This is a genomic window from Pseudomonas japonica (genome assembly GCF_900188455.1).
GTDB lineage: Bacteria > Pseudomonadota > Gammaproteobacteria > Pseudomonadales > Pseudomonadaceae > Aquipseudomonas > Aquipseudomonas japonica.
Genome location: NZ_FZOL01000006.1, coordinates 95,803 through 114,146, shown reverse-complemented (window position 1 = coordinate 114,146; position 18,344 = coordinate 95,803). Strand labels below are relative to the sequence as shown.

Annotated in this window: 12 protein-coding genes; all 12 read right to left on the bottom strand. The window is 66.1% G+C overall.

Annotated elements, in window-relative coordinates:
• Positions 1-222: 222 nt before the first annotated feature.
• Complete coding sequence (locus CHB99_RS09735; RefSeq protein WP_042124593.1) at positions 223-3,102, bottom strand: TIGR00180 family glycosyltransferase; 2,880 nt, start codon at positions 3,100-3,102, stop codon at positions 223-225.
• Positions 3,103-3,204: 102 nt separating this feature from the next.
• Positions 3,205-3,936, bottom strand: coding sequence for a cephalosporin hydroxylase family protein (locus tag CHB99_RS09730; protein WP_042124591.1), 732 nt, complete (start codon positions 3,934-3,936; stop codon positions 3,205-3,207).
• 20 nt (positions 3,937-3,956) lie between these two features.
• On the bottom strand, positions 3,957-5,030 hold the full coding sequence (locus CHB99_RS09725; protein ID WP_042124588.1) for a class I SAM-dependent methyltransferase: 1,074 nt from the start codon (positions 5,028-5,030) through the stop codon (positions 3,957-3,959).
• A complete protein-coding gene (locus CHB99_RS09720) occupies positions 5,020-5,877 on the bottom strand; it encodes an NAD-dependent epimerase/dehydratase family protein (RefSeq protein WP_042124586.1) in 858 nt (285 codons plus the stop codon). The genes CHB99_RS09725 and CHB99_RS09720 overlap by 11 nt, the downstream gene beginning before the upstream one ends.
• Complete coding sequence (locus CHB99_RS09715) at positions 5,877-7,100, bottom strand: class I SAM-dependent methyltransferase (protein WP_042124584.1); 1,224 nt, start codon at positions 7,098-7,100, stop codon at positions 5,877-5,879. Before CHB99_RS09715 ends, CHB99_RS09720 begins: the two co-directional genes overlap by 1 nt.
• A complete protein-coding gene (locus CHB99_RS09710) occupies positions 7,097-7,657 on the bottom strand; it encodes a dTDP-4-dehydrorhamnose 3,5-epimerase family protein (protein ID WP_042124582.1) in 561 nt (186 codons plus the stop codon). Before CHB99_RS09710 ends, CHB99_RS09715 begins: the two co-directional genes overlap by 4 nt.
• Positions 7,654-8,736: a CDP-glucose 4,6-dehydratase gene (rfbG, locus tag CHB99_RS09705; RefSeq protein ID WP_042124580.1), complete on the bottom strand. Its 1,083-nt coding sequence runs from the start codon at positions 8,734-8,736 to the stop codon at positions 7,654-7,656. The genes CHB99_RS09710 and rfbG overlap by 4 nt, the downstream gene beginning before the upstream one ends.
• A complete protein-coding gene (gene rfbF / locus CHB99_RS09700) occupies positions 8,718-9,491 on the bottom strand; it encodes a glucose-1-phosphate cytidylyltransferase (protein ID WP_042124578.1) in 774 nt (257 codons plus the stop codon). The genes rfbG and rfbF overlap by 19 nt, the downstream gene beginning before the upstream one ends.
• Positions 9,492-9,797: 306 nt before the next feature.
• On the bottom strand, positions 9,798-13,382 hold the full coding sequence (locus tag CHB99_RS09695; protein ID WP_042124576.1) for a glycosyltransferase: 3,585 nt from the start codon (positions 13,380-13,382) through the stop codon (positions 9,798-9,800).
• A gap of 115 nt (positions 13,383-13,497) precedes the next feature.
• On the bottom strand, positions 13,498-15,072 hold the full coding sequence (locus tag CHB99_RS09690; protein ID WP_042124574.1) for a flagellar hook-associated protein 3: 1,575 nt from the start codon (positions 15,070-15,072) through the stop codon (positions 13,498-13,500).
• A gap of 13 nt (positions 15,073-15,085) precedes the next feature.
• Positions 15,086-17,137, bottom strand: coding sequence for a flagellar hook-associated protein FlgK (gene flgK / locus CHB99_RS09685; RefSeq protein ID WP_042124572.1), 2,052 nt, complete (start codon positions 17,135-17,137; stop codon positions 15,086-15,088).
• Positions 17,138-17,147: 10 nt separating this feature from the next.
• Positions 17,148-18,341, bottom strand: a complete 1,194-nt coding sequence (flgJ, locus tag CHB99_RS09680; protein ID WP_042124570.1) for a flagellar assembly peptidoglycan hydrolase FlgJ — start codon at positions 18,339-18,341, stop codon at positions 17,148-17,150.
• Positions 18,342-18,344 lie beyond the last annotated feature (3 nt).

The following is an 18,344-nucleotide window of genomic DNA, read 5'->3' as shown; positions in this document are numbered from 1 at the left end:
GCGCCGGACAGCGTGCGGCCGAACGCGCCGATGACGCTGGAAGTAAAGAGGGACTTGTCGTCGAACATGCCTGAATCCTGGCAGGGTCGCCGCCCCGGGGGATGGGGCGACGACCGGAACTCGCAGTGGGCGGAGGGCGGAAAACCAACGTTTTTCTGACCTCTGCCCTGTTTACCCAAGCGCGAAGCAAGAGTCAGGCCACTCCCTGGCCATCGCGCCGTTTCAGCCGATCAGGGCTTTCCAGTCGAACGCGGCGTTGGCCGGCGTCAGGCTGCGGTCGTGGGCAGCGCTGTGCCACAGGCCACTCCACTTCTGGCGCAGGGCGGCGAGCGCCACGGCATCGTCCGGCAGCAGGCCCGGATGGATCACCTGGACCTGTGGCGTCCACACGGTCAACAGACCGGCATCGGCGACTTTCAGGCACAGGTCGACATCGGCATAGCTGTCGGCGAAGGCCTCTTCGTCCAGCCCGCCGAGGGCACGGAACACTTCGCTGCGCACCATCAGGCAAGCCGCCGAAACCGCCGGGTAGTTCTGTTCCACCCCGGCCTGGCCGAGGTAGCCGGTTTCACCCTTGGCCAGGCCGACATGCGCCGCCCGCACGCCGTCGGCGCCGAGCATCAGGCCGCCCTGGGTGACCTTGCCGTGCTCGTCCACCAGCTTGGCGCCGACCACACCGACTTCCGGACGCTGCGCCTGGTTGAGCAGCAGCTCCAGCCAGTTGGCGTTGACCACCTCGGCATCGGCGGCCAGCAGCACCAGGTATTCACCACCGACTTCGGCGCTGGCGGCGTTGATCAGTGCCGCGCCACTCAGACGCTGCGGGCTTTGCAGCACGCGCACGCGTCCGCCGAGCTTCTGCAGTTGCTCCAGCCATTGCAGATGCTGCGGCGACTGACTGGCGTTGTCGGCGATCAGCACCTCGTAACGCATGTAGCGGGTGCGCTGGAGGATGCTTTCCAGACAGCGCTGCAGGGCCTGCTGGTTGTCCTCGCTGCGCAGGATGATCGATACCTGCGGCCGCTCCAGATGGCGGTAGTCGACGCGCAGGGCACCCGGCTGCGCCGAACTGACCTGAGCCTTGTAGCCACGTCCGGACAGGTGCCGGGCCAGAGCCTGACGGGCATGCTCGTTGTGCTTGAGTTCCGGGGCGGGGCTGATCAGCAGTGGCTCGTCGAGGTGGGCCAGGCCGTTCAGGCCACCTTTCTCGATCAGGCGCAGGAGCAGTTCGTATTCCAGCGCATCGCTGAATTCGCTGGCGAAGCCGCCTGCCTCCAGCAGCACCTCGCGGCGCACCAGCCAGTGCCGCGCCATCAGCACCGGCAGGCTCTGCAGCAAGTCGAGGTTGATCCCCGGGCGCAGCACCTCGCGCCAGGCACCGCCACCCAGTTGCTGGATCTCGTCCACCGCCACCGCACGGCAGTCCGGCGCGTCGAGCAACTCCAGGCCGGCACGCAGCAGACCGGTGCTGGTGAACTCGTCACCCGCCTCGGCCAGCATCAGCCAGTCGCAGGACATCTGCCGGGCGATCTGGTTGATCTTGTCGACATAGTCGTCCTTGCTCACCCGCACGAAGTGCAGGGTCTGCTGCAGGGTGGTCATCGCCGGCAGCGCGCCGGTGGTGAACACGACGATGCGGAACGAGCGGCTGACCCCGCCGAGCAGGCTGTCGAAGGTCGCCTGCAATTTGGCTTCGTCGTGCTCCAGGTTGAGCAGGAGAATGCCGATCTGCGGACCACCCTGATGCTGCCCGAGGTGCGCGCTGACGGCTTCGCGCACGCTCTGCTCGGGCTGGCGCGTCTCCAGCCAGTCGAGCAGGCGCCCGGAGGGCTGGGCACTGAGCAGCGCGCGACCGCCATCGCTGGCCACCGCTTCCAGGCGCCGTGCCCAGCCGCGCAGCTTGTCGGCTTCCTCGGTTTCGCCGTTGTCGTGCAGCAGTTCGGCGAGGTGCCTGACCACCTTCAGGTTGTACGGCGCGATCTCCAGCGCGTGGCGGGCACGCACGATGCGGCTGTGCGCGTGGTCGTCGCCGCGCTCGGCGAGCAGACGCTCCTGCTGCAGCCACAGCGGCTCCAGTTTTTCCTGTTGCAGGCGCCCGGCGGGCATGGCGTGGAGGAGGAATTCGATCTCGTCCAGCCGCTCGAAGAAGGCCTGGTTGTAGAACGGCAGGTCGACGTACTGGGTCGGCAGGAACGAGCGGGTCGGTGCCTCGCCCGGGCCGTTGACGACGGACGAGAAGATCGCCTCGATGGTCAGCGAGCGCCCGCCCGCCAGGCCCTCGTACGTCAGCGCGAAGCTCTGCCGGGCAAAGGCGCGCAGTTGCTCGCGCTCACCCTTGAGCGGCGTGTCCAGGCCAGCCAGGACCTCGGTGAACTCCTCGCGGCTGGCCACCGAGACCGGGTCCGGCAGGGCCAGGGCGTAGGTGACCTCGGTGTTGTGCTCGGAGGCACCGTAGTTGGCCTCGCGCAGCGCGTAGGGAATCGGCAGCAGGCGCGCCTTGGCGCTGGCCAGGAGGAACCAGACATGGCTGATCTCCAGCCATTCGAAGCGCAGTTTCGGCGGAATCTGCGCGATCCAGTCCTGCAGCAGCGCGGTGCGGGTCACCGCATAGAACGGCGGGATGAAGGCGTACAGGTAATCGAGGATGCGCTGGCGCGGATCGTCGCTGGCGTAGTCTTCCTGGCCGAGCTTCTTGTCGCGGCGGTAGTAGTTGATGTGCCCGGCTTCGGCCAGGTACATCATGCTGTAGCCCTGGCAGATACCGTAGTCCGGGTGGGCCTCGAGGAAGTCCAGCGACTCGGCGATGGCCTGCGGCAGGATGAAATCGTCATCCGCCACCATGGCCATGTACGGCGTGGTCACCAGGCCCAGGCCGTACTGGATCTTGGCCTGGAAGCCCTGGTAGTCGAACTGTGGCAGGTGGCGGTAGTCGACCCGCGGGAAGCGCTCGGCGACACCGGCGGCAGGCTCGGGGGAGGAATCCAGGACCAGCAGGGTCCCCGGAAAGTCCTTGTAGTACTGCAGGGCGCGACGCAGGAAGCCCGGGCGCTTGTGGGTCAGCATGACCAGGGTGAACTGGGTATTCAGGATAGGGCTAGGCATGTCGGTACCTGACGGGAAATCGGCGGTGATCTTCAGGGCCTCATCGCGGGCAACGCCCGCTCCTACAGATCAGGTGGCGATGAGGCCATCAAATGAACGGCTTCAGCGCACCCGGCGCAGATAGCCATCCGGGGCGACGCTGATCAGCAGCTTGTCCTGCATCTGCTGGTCGATCTCGAAGTCGCTGTTTTCCTTCAGGTAGGCCCAGACCGCGGTCTTCGGGTTGTCCCCCGGCCCCCACGGACGGTCCGGGAAGAACTCCGCCGGCATGTCCTCGACCACGGTGTCCATCACCACGCAGTAGCTGCCCAGCGCCACCAGCGGCGCATAGGCGCGCAGCTCTTCGAGGACGTGCTCATGGGTGTGGTTGGAGTCCAGCACGAGGATGACCTTCTTGCCTTCGGCGATCGCGCGCACCTGCTCGACCACGGCCGGATCGATGCTCGAACCCTCGATCATCGAGATGCGCTTGGCCATCTGATGGCTTTCGATGGCGTCGCGGTTGTGCGGACGGATGTCCAGATCGATGCCCAGCACCTCGCCATGTCCCTGCAGCTCCAGCAGCGAGGCGTAGTAGATGATCGAACCGCCGTGGGCGATGCCGCACTCGATGATCAGGTCCGGCTTGACCCGCCAGATGATCTCCTGCATCGCCAGCATGTCCTGGGGCAGCTGGATGATCGGCCGGCCCATCCAGGAGAAGTGGTAGCTGTACTTGTGCTTGGCCGACTCGTTGAAGAAGTCCCGGGCCAGGCCCTTGAGCTGCTCGTCCTGGCCCTGGGCGTGGATGCCGGCTGCGCATTCGGCTTCGAAGGCTTTGATAACGTCGGTCATGGTGCTGTCTCTCTGGGAAGTCATTGAAATGCGGCGCTGTCGACGGCGTGGTAGACGAAGCGGTCGGCGGTCATGCGGCGGATTTCTTCGAGGTAGTTGGAATTCATCACGAACAGGTTGGCGCCGTCGGGCAAGGCGGCCATGGCCTCCTGCGGCGACGATACGCGCGCGCCGCTGAGCGGCAGGTAGCGGCCCTGTTTGGCCGGATTGATGTCGACCACCTGGTCGACCGCCACCCCGGCGCGCTGCAGGAACAGCGAATAGATCACGCCCTTGGACGAGGCGCCCCAGATCGCCGAGCCCTTGTCGGCATCGCTGCGGACGATGGCCACCGCGCGCTCCAGGCTGGCACTGAAGTCGTCGGGCAGGCGCAGCGGTTCACCTCCACCAGCGTCCGGACGACGGAGGCTGGCGAGGTCGGCGACCACGTACAGGTACTGCCCGCCGAACAGGCGGCCGCCTTCCAGCACGCGACCGAACAGACGCTGCAGGTCGGCGAGGCGGAAGTAGTTGACGTGCTCGTAGAACAGGTCGAACCAGGCCTTGTGCTCGATGATCCAGTCCAGGCACGGCACTTCGATGTAGATCAGGCCGCTGTCGCCATTGGCCCGGGCGATCTCGTGGAGGAAGCTCACCGGGTCGGCGATGTGCTCCAGCACATGACGCAGGACGATGGCCTCGGCGCGCAGGTCCAGCGCGGGGGTGAACGGCGCCTTGATCACGTCGGCGTTGTCGCCTTCGTAGGCCGGGTCGATACCGGTCACGGCGTAGCCGCGCTCGCGCAGCAGCTCAAGGAAGTACCCCTTGCCGCACCCGACTTCGATCAGGCTGCGTCCCGTGAAATGACGGGCGACGATGGCCTCGACATCGTTCAGGTGGCGCTGGAACTGCGCGGAATGGGCCTGCTCGTTCTGGTAGTCGCTGTCGTAGTTGAGCTTGTCGGCATCGAAGGCGTCGTTGAAGACCAGGCCGGTGCGGCTGTCCTGCACCAGACGCATGTCGGCGCTGGCACTGGCGCGGGCGCTGGCGGCATCGGCGAAGGTGCGGTTCTGCAGCACCGGCAGGGCGCTGGCGCGGTACAGCTCATGCTTCATGTTGTGCTCCCAGCAAGGCACGCAGGCGCCGGGCATCGCCCCAGAAGGCCATGGGCTCGTGCGTCGGGTAAGGGTAGTGACCGAGGTTCAAGGCAATGCGCGCGTCGCGCGCGGCGCAGTGGCGCTCCACCAGGCCGCGGACCGACACCGGCTGGCCACTGCAGACATTGACCACACCACTGAAATCGCGGCGCAGCAGCAGATCCGCGAGGTGGGCGGTGGCCGTCTCGATCGGCAGGAAATCGCGCAGCTGCTCGCCCGCGGACATGTCGAAACGCGCCTGCCCGGCATCGATCGCCCGGTCCAGTGCCGCCAGCAGGCTGTTGGGGTTCTGCCCCGGGCCGTACAGGTAGAACAGTCGCGCCCATTGCAGGGTGAACGGCTGCTGCTGGCGCAGGGTATCGAGGAACAGGCGCAGGCTGTGCTTGGCCAGGCCGTAGGCATTGCCCGGACGGCATTCCAGCTCTTCAGCCAGCGGGCCGCTCTGCAGGCCGTATTCGAAGCAGGTGCCGGTGACCTGCACCTGCCCTACCCCGGCCTCGACCGCGCGCTTGATGAAGCCGTAGTCGGCCATCAGGTTGTGTTCGAGGTGAAACAGGCCCTGGTAATTCGGCAGCCCCGGCCAGGCCAGATGGACCAGCGCATCGACCCCCTCGCACAGGGCGGCGACGTCGGTGTCCGCACTGTGGATATCGGCGCCGACGAACTCGACCTGGTCGAACCAGGGCTGCGCCCGTGCCGGCTCTTCGCGCCGGGCCACGGCGCGGACCTGGCAGCCGCGCTCCAGCAAGGCGGCGACAAGGTGCTGGCCAACGAAACCGCTGGCACCGGTGAGCAATACCTTCATCACAGGACGGTCAACTCCGGCACGGCGATGACGAAGCGGCCGCCCCATTCACGCACCAGCGCCTGCTGTTCGCTGACCTCCTTGAGCAGGTTCCACGGCAACACCAGCACGTAGTCCGGCTGCTCGATGGCCAGGCGCTCCGGTGCCACCACCGGAATGCGACTGCCCGGAAGGAACTTGCCCTGCTTGTGCGGGTTGGCGTCGGCGACCCAGGCCAGCAGGTCGGCACGTACCCCGGCGTAGTTGAGCAGGGTGTTGCCCTTGGCCGCGGCGCCGTAGCCGACCACGCGCTTGCCCTCCGCCTTCGCCTGGAGCAGGAAGCGCAGCAGCTGGTGCTTGATGCGTTCGGCGGCGGGCGCCAGGGTCGCGTAGAAGTCCGCGCTGGTCACGCCGACCTTGTCTTCCGTTTCCAGCAGTGCCCGCACCGCCGGCAAGACGGCCTGCGGACCGCCCGCGCGCTGCACGAAGACCCGCAGCGAACCGCCATGGGTCGGCAGTTCCTCGACGTCGAAGATCTCCAGGCCATTGCGCTGGCACAGGGTGCGCACGGCGGTCAGCGACAGGTAGGAATAGTGCTCGTGGTACAGGGTGTCGAACTGGTGCTCGGCCATCAGGCTGAGCAGGTGCGGAAACTCGAAGGTGGCGACGCCCGCCGGCTTGAGCAGGGTGGCGAAACCGCGAAGGAAATCGTTGATGTCCGGCACATGCGCCAGCACGTTGTTGGCCGCCATCAGGTCGGCGGCCCAGCCCTCTTCCACCAGCGCTCGCGCGCTCGCTTCGCCGAAGAACAGCTCGCGGATCTCCAGACCTTTTTCCCGCGCCGCCTGGGCCGTGCTGCGGGTCGGTTCGACACCGAGGCAGGGAATGCCGCGGGCGGCGACGTATTGCAGCAGGTAGCCGTCGTTGGCGGCGATCTCCACCACGCGACTGTGTTCAGCGAGGTCGAAACGCGCGCTCATGTCCTCGACGTACTGGCGGGCGTGGGCCAGCCAGGAAGTGGAGTAGGAACTGAAATAGGCGTAGTCGGCATCGAACAGCGCGTCGGCGCGGGTGTAGTCCTCGGTCTGCACCAGCCAGCACTGCTGGCAGACGCCGACTTTCAGCGGCACCCAGGCCTCGGCCTGGGCCAGCTGTTCGGCGCGCAGGTAGGCGTTGGAAGGCGGCGCGGTGCCCAGGTCGATCAGCGGCAGGCTCAACGCTGCGCCACAGCCACGGCAATTCATGCGGACACTCCGGTGAAATGATGATCCAGCCAGGGATGGGCTTCATCCCGGGCCGACAGATTCTTGACAGGCAGCGGCCAGTCGATCGCCAGGCGCGGGTCGTGCACCGACAGCCCGCCCTCGCGGCCCGGCGCGTAGTCGGCGCTGTGCAGGTAGAGCAGTTCGGCTTCGTCGCCCAGGACCTGGAAGCCGTGGGCGAAACCGGCGGGGATCAGCAGGCTGCGGCCGTCGCCGGCTTCGAGGCGTTCGGCGTGCCAGCGCAGGAAGGTCGGCGAGCCCTGGCGCAGGTCCACCGCCACATCCCACACCGCGCCGCGCAGGCAGGTGATCAGCTTGGCTTCCGGCTGGTCGCCCTGCTGGTAGTGCAGGCCACGCACGGAGCCTTCGCCGACGGTGCGCGAATGGTTGATCTGGCGGATATGGAACGGCGTGCCGAGCCCGGTCAGGCTGCCTTCGCAGAACAGCCGGGCGAACTGCCCGCGGGCGTCGCCGTGGCGCTTGTGCTGGACGCTGAACAGGCCTGCCAGCGGCAGCGCCTGCAGTTGCAGGTCGCTCACGACAGCTCCGCGTACAGGTTGAGCTGGTCGAGGGTCACCGCGCGCAGGTCGCCGCCGCGCTTCCAGGCCAGGTGCCATTGCAGGGTGTGCTCCAGGCACTCGCGCAACGACCAGCGCGTACGCCAGCCGAGCAACTGGCGCGCGCGGCCGCTGTCCAGGCGCAGCACGCCGGCCTCATGCAGCTCGCTCGGCTCGACGCGGATCCCCGGCGAATCCGGCCACTGCCGGGACAGGTGGGCGACCACTTCGCCGACACTGCACATGTCGCCTTCGTTGGGGCCGAAGTTCCACGCCCCGGAGAATTCCGGACCCTGGGTGTACAGCCGATGGGCCAGCAGCAGGTAGCCGGCCAGCGGCTCCAGGGCGTGCTGCCACGGGCGTACCGCCTGTGGATAACGCAAGGTCACCGGGTGCCCGGCATCCCAGGCCTTGAGCACATCGGGAATCAGCCGTTCGGCGGCGAAGTCGCCACCGCCGAGGACGTTGCCGGCGCGCGCGGTGGCCAGGGCCAGGCCGTGCTCGGCATGCTTGTCCGGCGGGAAGAAGGAGGCCGTGTAGGACTGCGCCAGCAGCTCGCAGCAGGCCTTGCTGCTGCTGTACGGATCGTGCCCGCCCAGCGCCTCGTTCTCGCGGTAGGGCCATGGCCATTCCTGGTTGGCGTAGACCTTGTCGGTGGTGACCAGCACCACCGAACGCACGCCGCCGACCTGACGGATCGCTTCGAGCAGGTTGAGGGTGCCCATGACGTTGCTGGAATAGGTACCCAGCGGATCGCGATAGGCCTCGCGCACCAGCGGTTGCGCGGCCAGGTGCAGGACGATCTCCGGCTGCGCCTCGGCCACCACTTCGAGCAGCGCGCCGAGGTCACGCAGGTCGCCACGGGCGTCCTTGATCTCGCGCCCGACCGCGGCCAGTTCGTAGAGGTTGGGGCCCGGCAGAGGATCGAGGGCGAAGCCGGTGACTTCGGCGCCCAGTTCACGCAGCCACAATGCCAGCCAGCTGCCCTTGAAACCGGTGTGGCCGGTCAGCAGGACGCGCTTGCCCTGCCAGAAATCGCTGTTCAAGCCCACTGTTTCCATGGGGCCTCCCCGCTCTGCCAGAGGTGTTCGAGATGGTTCTTGTCGCGCAGGGTGTCCATCGGATGCCAGAAGCCGTCGTGCTGGAAAGCCTGCAACTGGTCTTCGGCGGCCAGCTGCGCGAGGGGTTCGGATTCCCAGGAGGTGTGGTCGTCGCTGACGTAGGGCAGCACTTTTGGCGAAAGGACGAAGAAGCCGCCGTTGATCCAGCCGCCGTCACCGCGTGGCTTCTCGATGAAGCCGCGCACGGCGTCGCCGTCGCGCTGCAGCGCGCCGTAGCGTCCGGGCGGCTGTACCGCGGTGACGGTGGCGAGCTTGCCGTGGCTCAGGTGGAAATCCACCAGGGCACCGATGTTCAGGTCGGAAACGCCATCGCCGTAGGTGAAGCAGAAGGCCTTCTCGTCTTCCACGTAGCGCGCGGCGCGGCGCAGGCGGCCACCGGTCATGGTTTCCTCACCGGTGTCGATCAGGGTCACGCGCCATGGCTCGCTGTAGTTCTGGTGCACGTCCATGCGGTTGGCGCGCATGTCGAAGGTGACGTCGGAGGTGTGCAGGAAGTAGTTGGCGAAGAAATCCTTGATCGCGTAGCCCTTGTAGCCGAGGCAGATCACGAAGTCGTGGATACCGTGGGCCGAGTACTGCTTCATGATGTGCCAGAGAATTGGCTTGCCGCCGATCTCGATCATCGGCTTCGGCTTGAGGTGCGACTCTTCGCTGATGCGAGTGCCCAGTCCACCGGCCAGTATTACTGCCTTCATGTCCTTCCCTCTCGTACGTCACAGGGCCCGCGCGCGGCGGGCCGTCCGGATAAATCGCGCAGGCGCGGGATTTATGGCGATGGGAGGGGGACTTGCAGGAAACGCGCCAGATTGTTCAGGTTGCTTGCCTGTAGGAGCTGGCTTGTCGTGTGACGAACCACTGCGATGGACCGCGCAGCGGTCCCGGTTCCCGATCCGAAGTCGCATAGAGATCGTTGGCCTGAATGTAGATCAGGAACCGGGACCGCTACGCGGTCCATCGCAGGCAAGCCAGCTCCTACAGGATCGTGGGCAGCTTCGAGAAATTCAGCTCGGCATCCAGCCGTCATACCAGACCTGCACATGCTCCGGCCGCAGCACATAGTTGCGCATCACCTCGTCATGCAACTGGTCACCCATGCGGTAGCTGGCCTCGGGGTCGGCCAGGTGCATGCGGATCGCTTCCAGCCATTCCTCGGTGGAGTTGCTCTTGACCCGGGTGCAGGGCAGGTAGCCGCGGTAGGCCGCGGTGTCGGTGACGATCACCGGATAGCCGCAGGCCCCGTACTCCAGCAGACGCAGGTTGCTCTTGCAGTCGTTGAAGATGTGGAACTCCAGCGGCGCCAGGGCCAGGTCCAGGTTGAGGCTGGACAGCTTGGCCGGATAGGCGCCAAGACCCACCGGCGGATGGAACTCGTGGATGTAAGGGCGCAGCGCCGGCGGGCACATGCCGAAGAAGACCCACTCGACGTCGTTGGCCAGGGTCTTGATCACGTCGGCGATCACTTCCAGGTCGCCGGTATGGCTGGTGCCACCGCCCCACCCTACCCGTGGCTTGCTCGATGTGCGGCGCTGGGCCCGACGCCCGACCCACAGTTCCTCGGCGAGCATGTTGGGCAGCACGCGGATGTCGTGGTGGGTATCGCTCAGGGCATCGGCCAGCGGCTCGGTGGACACCACCAGGCGATCACAGCGGGCAATGCCACGGCGCAGCGAGCCCTCGAGGTCGCGCGGGGTGTGCTTGAGGTGGCCGTTCTTCTTCGGCACCTTGATCACGTAGTCGTCCAGCTCGTAGATGACGAAGCCCTTGGAGTAGGTCTTCAGGCGTTCGATTTCCTTGATGAAGCCCTCGGTGTAGCGGCCCTGGAGGATCGCTACGTCCGGCGCGGAACGCGCCAGCTCGACGTTGCTGGGGATCTCGAAATACTGCTGCTGGGTAACCCAGCCCGCCGCTTCCAGCTCGGTCAGCGGCTTGATCACCCGGTAATGCCCCACCGCACTCTTGTTCATCGGCAAGGCCAGGATGTGCGGCAGCGAACGCCCGACGAAGGGCAGCCAGCCGTCCTTGAGCCCAGGCTCCAGGCGGAATGCCGACTCCTTGAGGGCCAGGTTGACGTTGTAGGCCGGATCGCGGGCGATCACCGGCATCCAGGCCTGCTGGAAGTTTTCGTGCTGCCGCACCAGGACTGTCTGCCGCTGTGCTTCCTGCTCCGCATCCAGTGCCGGACCGGGCGGACGATCCAGGACCAGGCGCGCCCGTGGCGTCCACACGCAGAGGTAACCGGCCTGACGCATGCGCAGCCCCAGGTCGACGTCGCTGAACGCGGCGCTGAAGTCTTCCTCGTTCAACCCGCCCAGTTCGAGGAACAGCTGCTTGCGCACCAGCAGGCAGTCGGCGCCGAGGGCGGAATAGTTCTGCGCCACCTGCAAACGCTGCATGTAACCGCCGGTCTCGGTCATCTCGCCGACGAACGGCGAATACACCGCGCCGCGCAGACCAAGAATGCCGCCCGCGTTGACCACCAGCCCGTGGGCATTGCACAGCTCGGCGCCGACCATGCCGACTTCCGCGCGTTGACCATGGGCGACCAGTTCGTCCAGCCAGTCGGCCTCGGTGACCACCGTGCAGGGATCGAGCAGCAGCAGGTAGTCGCCTCGAGCGTGTTGCGCCGCCAGGTTGATCTGCCGCGGGAACGAGGTTTGTTCCTCCAGCGACAGCACGCGCAAGCGATCGCCCATCTGCGCCATGGCCGCCAGCCAGGCCCGGGACGCCTCGCCCTCGCTGGCGTTGTCGATCACCAGGATTTCGTAATGGGGATACGCGGTGCGACCCAGCACACTTTCCAGGCAACGCTCCAGCGCCGCCACCTGATCACGGAAGCTGACCACCAGGGTCACCAGCGGCTGCGTCGCATGCAGGTAGCGGATCTGGTTGATCGCCGCGCCCGCCTCGTTGCGCAGGTGGTAGTCCACGCCCAGGCGGCGCAGGTGCGCGTCCAGCACCCGCGGGTTTTCCGCGATCACCCTGGCCGAGGAAACCCAGGCGGCAAAGCCGGGCGCGCACTCCACCAGCACCTCGGGGATATGCTCGATGGCCTGCGGGCCATGGCTTTCCAGCAGGCGCCAGAGCAGGTCATGGGGCGCCAGTTCCTGGTAACCGCTGGCGAAACCACCCGCCGCCAGGCAAGCCGTGCGGGAGAAGGCCAGTACCCGCCCGGTGAAGGGGTAGGCACGCTGCAGGTCGAGGTTGAAGTCCGGCTTGAATACCGGCTCGCTCGACGCCTCGTCGCTCAGGCCGCCTTCGTCACCGTAGACGCAGGCGATCTCCGCCAGGCGCACGGCGCGTTCGGCCAGCAGCATCAGGCTGAACTCGCTGAGGCGGTCGCCGGCACGCACCAGCCAGAACCAGTCGATGCCTTCCAGCTCGGGCAGCAGTTCGTTGAGCTGCCGCGCCCAGTCGCCTTGCAGCGCCCGGCTGATCAGGCCTTCGTCGAGACTGCCCGGCAGCTTGCCCGCCGCCAGCAGCAGGGTCGTCGCGGCGCCATAGCATTGACGACCGATGCTCTCCAGGGTGCGCTGGCGCGCCTGGCTGTCGCCCTCCTCGTCGATCACCACCACGGCGATCCGCGGTTGCCAGTCCCAGTGCTCGCTCAGGCGCATCAGGCGGCGCAGGACCAGCGGGTCCTGGCGGCAGCCGAGCCACTTGCCGTAGAGGTCGGCGAAGGTGTCGCTGTCATCGCCCACCTGGGATTCCTGGATCGCCTGCAGGCTCCGCAGGACGTGGACCAGGAACAGGTTTTCCCAGACCCGCGCAGCGCGGCTGCCATCCACCGGCAGCACATGGATGCGCACCCAGCCGGAGAAGGTCTCGGTGGCCGGCGGGCGCGCGGCGAACATGTTGCGCAGCCACTGCAGCTCGGTGGCGCGGGCGCTCTGCAGGTCGGCCTGACGGCGCAGCTGCTGCGGATGGACGCGCTCGATGCAGTGCACCTGGGCGGTGACCGCCAGGTTGCCGCGACGCAGCAGACAGACGAACAGGGCGAAATCGATATGGGCGTGGAAGCCCGCCTCGACCAGCGCCGGCAACAACTCGCCGAGGTCCCTGGCACGCATCAATGTGTTGCTGAAACCGCCGATGAAGTTGAGCGGGTTGCTCTCGAAGAAATCCAGCAGGTCGTTGCCGTGATAGACCGTGTCGCCCCAGGTGAACCAGCTGTTCTCCAGACGCTGGGACAGGGCGAAATCATCGCCGTCGACCAGGTTGCGGCGGGTGACGACCAGGCTGACGTCCTCGTTGGCGAGGAACAATTGCATCTCGCTGTCGATGCAGCCCGCCAGCAGACGGTCGTCATCGCAGAGAAAGCGCACGTAGTCGCCCCGGGCCAGTTCCAGCCCGGCCAGCAGGTTGCGCGGCAGGCCCAGCGGCTGCGCATTGCGCTGGTAGTACAAGGGGCAACGGGACAGCGGTTCGAGTTCGTCGACGATCGCCTTGATCTCGTCGTCGCGACCTTCGTCGCAGACGATGACTTCGAGGTTTTCGTAGTTCTGGGCCAAGGCACTGACCAGCGTCGCACGGAAGAAACGCGCACTGTTGGCGGGAATGACGAGACTGACAAGAGGCGCTGGATTCACGACGAAGACTCTCGGCCGGAGACTGCTCTCGGGTGAATCGGAACAGCCTGGAGCGTGGGGAATGGCGGATGGAACCGCCGCGCGTCAGTGGGACGACGCGGCGGGAAACGCGGTATTACAGACGGTTGAACAGGCTCAGCTGGCTGATCTTGCTGAAGGCCATCTGCGACGCCTGGAGCATGGTCTGCTGCAGGGTCAGGCGGGTCATCACCTCGGCCGGATCCGAGTCGCGGATCGACGACTGGGTGGTGGAGTTGGCAATGCTCAGGCTTTCGTTGGCCAGTTCCTGCAGGTCCAGGGCCTTGCCACGGGCACCGATGGAGGTGACGGTGTAGGCCAGCTGGTTCTGTCCGCTGCTGATGTTGGAGATGGCGGCATCGAGGTCTTCGCGCAGTTGCTGCTGACCGGCGACGCTGCCGTCGATCGGCTTCTCCAGCGCCTGGCGCAGTTGGCTGACGGTATCCAGCACGCTTTGCGTCTGATGCTTGTTGACCTGCACGGTGTACTGGTCAGTGGCGCCAGGCGCACCGCTGAAGGTGAACTGCACACCGGCCGCGGTGGCGGTCGGCGGCGTACCGGAAACGGTACCGTTGGCCACCGGACGGCTGTCAGGTCCCAGCGGCTGGGCATACAGCTCGAAATCGGTGGCGCTGGTGAACTTGATCACCGCGCCGCCGGACGGAAAGGCCTTGGCGTACTTGTCGGCGTCGACCACCTGGGTCGAACTGACCTGGGTGCTGGAGCCGTTGCCCGGACTGCGGATGCCGGTGATGGTGTCCGGCTTGCTTTGCAGGGTGAAGCTATGGCCGGCGACCACCGCGTCGGGGTTGGTGTCGCCCGGCTGCAGGTTGATGTTCAGGCGCAGATCGACGCCGCGGAAGGTGACCGAACTGCCACCGATGGTACCCGGGTCGAAGGTGCCGGAGTTGGTCGCTTCGGTGGTGACGTCGTTGCCGGCGCCGTCGGTGATCTTGAACTGGGTGCTGCTGAGCAGGGTCACGGTATACGGCTGGCCGCTGCGGAACTGGTCGTTGTAGCCCACGGCACTGGACATCTGCCCGTCGGTCAGGCGCACGCGGCCGTCATCCGGGGTCGGCGCGGTCAGGGTGGTCTGCGTGCGGTTGGTGTTCAGCGCCTGCTGGAACGCCGTGGCGCCGCTGTTGCCGGCCGCCATGGTGAGCATGTCGCCGACCTGCAGTTGCAGCTCGCCCTCGTCACCCATGTAGGCGTAGGTACCATCGGCGTTGCGCGCGAACGGCTGGGTATCGCCCCGGGACCCGGAGAACAGGTACTGGCCGTTTTCGTCACGGGTGTTCATCAGGCTCAGCAACTGCTCTTCGAGCTTGCCCAGCTCGGTGGCGGTGGCCTTGCGCTCGGTGTCGGTGAAGGTCGCGTTGCCCGCGCCGAGGGCCAGCTCGTTGACCCGCTGCAGCAGGGTGTTGATCGAGTTCAGCGTGGTTTCGGCCTGACTCAGACTGTTGCGCACCGAGGTGGTGTTGGTGGCGTACTGCTCCAGCATCGAGCTCTGGTGGTCGAGCTGCAGCAGGCGCGCGGCACCCACCGGATCGTCGGCGGCGGTGCGCACGCGGATCAGGTCGCTGGCTTCCTCGCCGCTCTTGACCACGTTGGAGTAGTTGCGCTGGTAGTTGGCCGCGCTGGATTCGTAGTACTGGGAGGTGGAAATACGCATGGTCTACGACTCCTTAAAGCGCACTGATCAGCGTGTTGAAGACTTCCTGCGCCGCCTTGATGATCTGCGACGAAGCGGTGTAGTACTGCTGGTACTTGACCAGGTTGCCGGCCTCTTCATCCAGCTGCACGCCGGACAGGGAGTCGCGCGAAGCCTTGGCCTGGGTCAGGATGGCCCCGGTCGCCGAGCTGTCCATCTTGGCCTGCTGGGTCTTGGCACCGACGCTTTCCACCAGCTTGCCGTAGGCATCGGTGAGGCTGACGCCCTTGGTCGCGCTGCCGACGTCGACAGTTTGCTTGTTCTGCAGCTCCAGCAGGCTCAGGCCGTTGCGGTTGTCCGAGGACGAGGCGCCGGTCAGGGCGATGCTGTAGCTGTCACCCTTCTTCGGCGCGCCGCTGACATCCATCTGCACGGCGATGGTCTTCTGCACGCCACTGCCGTCGAGCACCGGCGCACCGCTGGCGTCCACCATCGGGATGTTCAACTGCAGGGTGTTGCCCTGGCCGGGAATGAAGGTACCGGGCGCACCGATCGGGTCACCCTTGGCGTTGACCATCTGGTAGGTCTGCGGGGTCACGTTTTCGTCACCGAAGACCAGGCGTACCGGTGTCGAATGCTTGATGCCGTTCTGCAGTTCCAGACGCTGGGCCGGATCGGCGATGTCGAGGACCGATTTCAGCACCGGCTGACTGATCACGCCGGTACCGGTGTTGCTGCCGCCCGCGGTGGCGCTCAGCGGAGCGGCCATGGCCAGCTTCTTCGAGTCGGTCATGACCACGTCGAGGTTGGCCGCGCCGTTGCGGGTCGGAGTGATCTTGAAGCTGTCGCCGGCGCTGAGCGCCCCACCCCTGAGGTTGAGGCTGAAACCGTCGATCACCGGCTGCGGCGTGGTGTTGAGGTCGAAGCTGCCCATGCTGGTGTTGTCCGGCAGCTTGCGCACGGTGTAGCTGGTGGCGCTGGTGAAGGTCACCTGGTAGTCGCTGGTGCTCAGCAGACTGGTGTCCTTGATCACCACGTCGAGGTTGCCGGAGCCGGCGCTGTTGCCGCTCATGGCGAGGCTGCGCCCGGCCATCGACAGCGCACTGTTGATGTCGTTGAACAGGGCCGCGCCGAACTCGCCGTTCTTGTCGATGCCCTGGGCCAGCTGGGAGTTGACCTTGTCGGCCATGACCAGGGCCAGGCGGCCGATCTCGTTCTGCGCCGGGATCAGGGTGTCCTTGCGATAGCGCAGCAGGCCACCGATCTCGCCACCGGTGAGGGAGTTGGTCACGTCCACGGTGGAGTTGTTGTAACCCAGCTTGATCGATACCTGGCTCGGGTCGGTGGTGCTGGTGACCACGCTCAGGGCATTGACGCTGGTGCCCAGGACCAGCGACTGGCCGTTGGCCAGGGTGACGTCGATATTGCCGTTGCGGTTGGTGGTCTGTACCCCGACCAGCTCGTTCAACTGGCGAATGGTTTCATCCCGCTGGTCCATCAGGTCGTTGGGCTGGCCGTTGATCGCGGCGACCTTGGCGATCTGTTCGTTGAGCGAGGCAACGGTCTTGGCCAGGTTGTTGACCTGTTCGGTCATCGACTTGAGGTTGCCGTTGATATTGCTGTTCTGTTCCTTGAACTGCGCGCTGATGGTGTTGAAGCGGTTGGCCAGCGATTCGGCGTTGGTCAGCAGCAGCTGGCGCGAGGCATCGTCATTGGGCTTGGCGGAAAGGCCCTGGAGCGCGCTGAAGAAGCTCTTCAGGGCACCGGTGACACCGGTGTTGGCATCCGACAGCAGGTTGTCCACCGAGGTGATCTGCTTCAGGTACGCGGCGGCATCGCTGTTCAGCGAGGTGCTGGCCTGCAACTGGTTGTCGAGAAAGGCGTTGTACACCCGGCGCACGTCGGCCAGGGTGGTACCGGAGCCAATGTAGACCTGGCCATAGCGGATCGAACCGGTCGTGGTCTGGACGTTCTGCTGGCGCGAATAGCCGGCCACGTCGGCATTGGCAATGTTGTTACCTGTGGTATGCAGGCCCGACTGAGCGGCCCCAAGTCCCGACATCCCGATGCTGATCAAACTCGCCATGGTTCAAACCTTATAGTTTCGTCGTTGGGCTGAGCGCCGCGTAGCTTTCGTACGACTTCATCTGTTTTGCGATCTGCGAGATCTTGCTGGCGTAGGCCGGGTCGGTCGCGTACCCGGCTTTCTGCAGCTCTCGCACGAATTGTTCTGGGTTATCGGCAGCCTTCACCGCATCTTGATAGCGCGCGTTGTTCTGCAGCAGGCTGACCAGGTCGTGGAAGCTGTCCTGGTACGAGTCGTAGGAACGGAACGCCGCGGTTTCCTTGACGAACTTGCCATCGCGGAACTCGCTGGTGATCGCCCGCGCCGAATCGCCCTGCCAGTTGCCACTGGCCTTGATGCCGAACAGGTTGTGACTGCTGCCGCCGTCGGCGGCGCGCATGACCGACTTGCCCCAGCCGGTTTCCAGCGCGGCCTGGGCCACCAGATAGCGGGGATCGATGCCGATGCGCTTCGCCGCCTGCTCGGCCATCGGCAGCATGGTGGCGACGAAGTCGTCGCTGGAGTCGAAGGCCTTCTTCGCCGGTGCCAGTGGTGGCTGGGCCACGGCACGGCCGTAGATGCGCATGGACGAACCCGGCGCGGCGAAGGTCTGCGCCGGTTCCCAGTCGCCCTTGACCACCGCGTCGGTCATGGCCGTGGTCCGCCCCGGAATCGCGGCGTTGTTGGTGGTGGCCGCCGTCGGCACGATACCGGCCAGCAGGCGATCGGTGAGCTTGCCCGGCAGCGCCAGGCGCCGCGAGTTGAGCGCGGCGACATCGTTGCGCGTGCCAGTCGAGTCGTCGCCGCTGCGCACCGGCTCGGCCACCTTGCTCGCCCACAGCGCGCGCTGCTGGGTATCGACCCGCGGGAACGGGCTGGTGTTCGGGGCGCTGGCCTTCTGCTTGGACAACTGGCGCATCAGCACGTCCTGCAGGCCGATGCCACCGCCCTCGCGGGACAGGCTCACCGCCAGCTGCTGGTCGTACATCGACTGGTACTGCTTGGTGGTCTCGGTGTTGAGCGGGTTGTCCTTGGCCAGCACGTCGGTGGCCGAACGCACCGACTTGAGCATTTCGTTGAGGAACAGCGACTCGAACTCCTGGGCCACCTTGCGCAGGTTGCCCTCGCTGTCACGGTCGCCGACCTTCAGCGAATTGAGGCGATTGAGGTCGGTATAGGCACCGCTGTCGGCGGTGCTGAACGTCGTGCTTTTCGGCATGTCCATGGG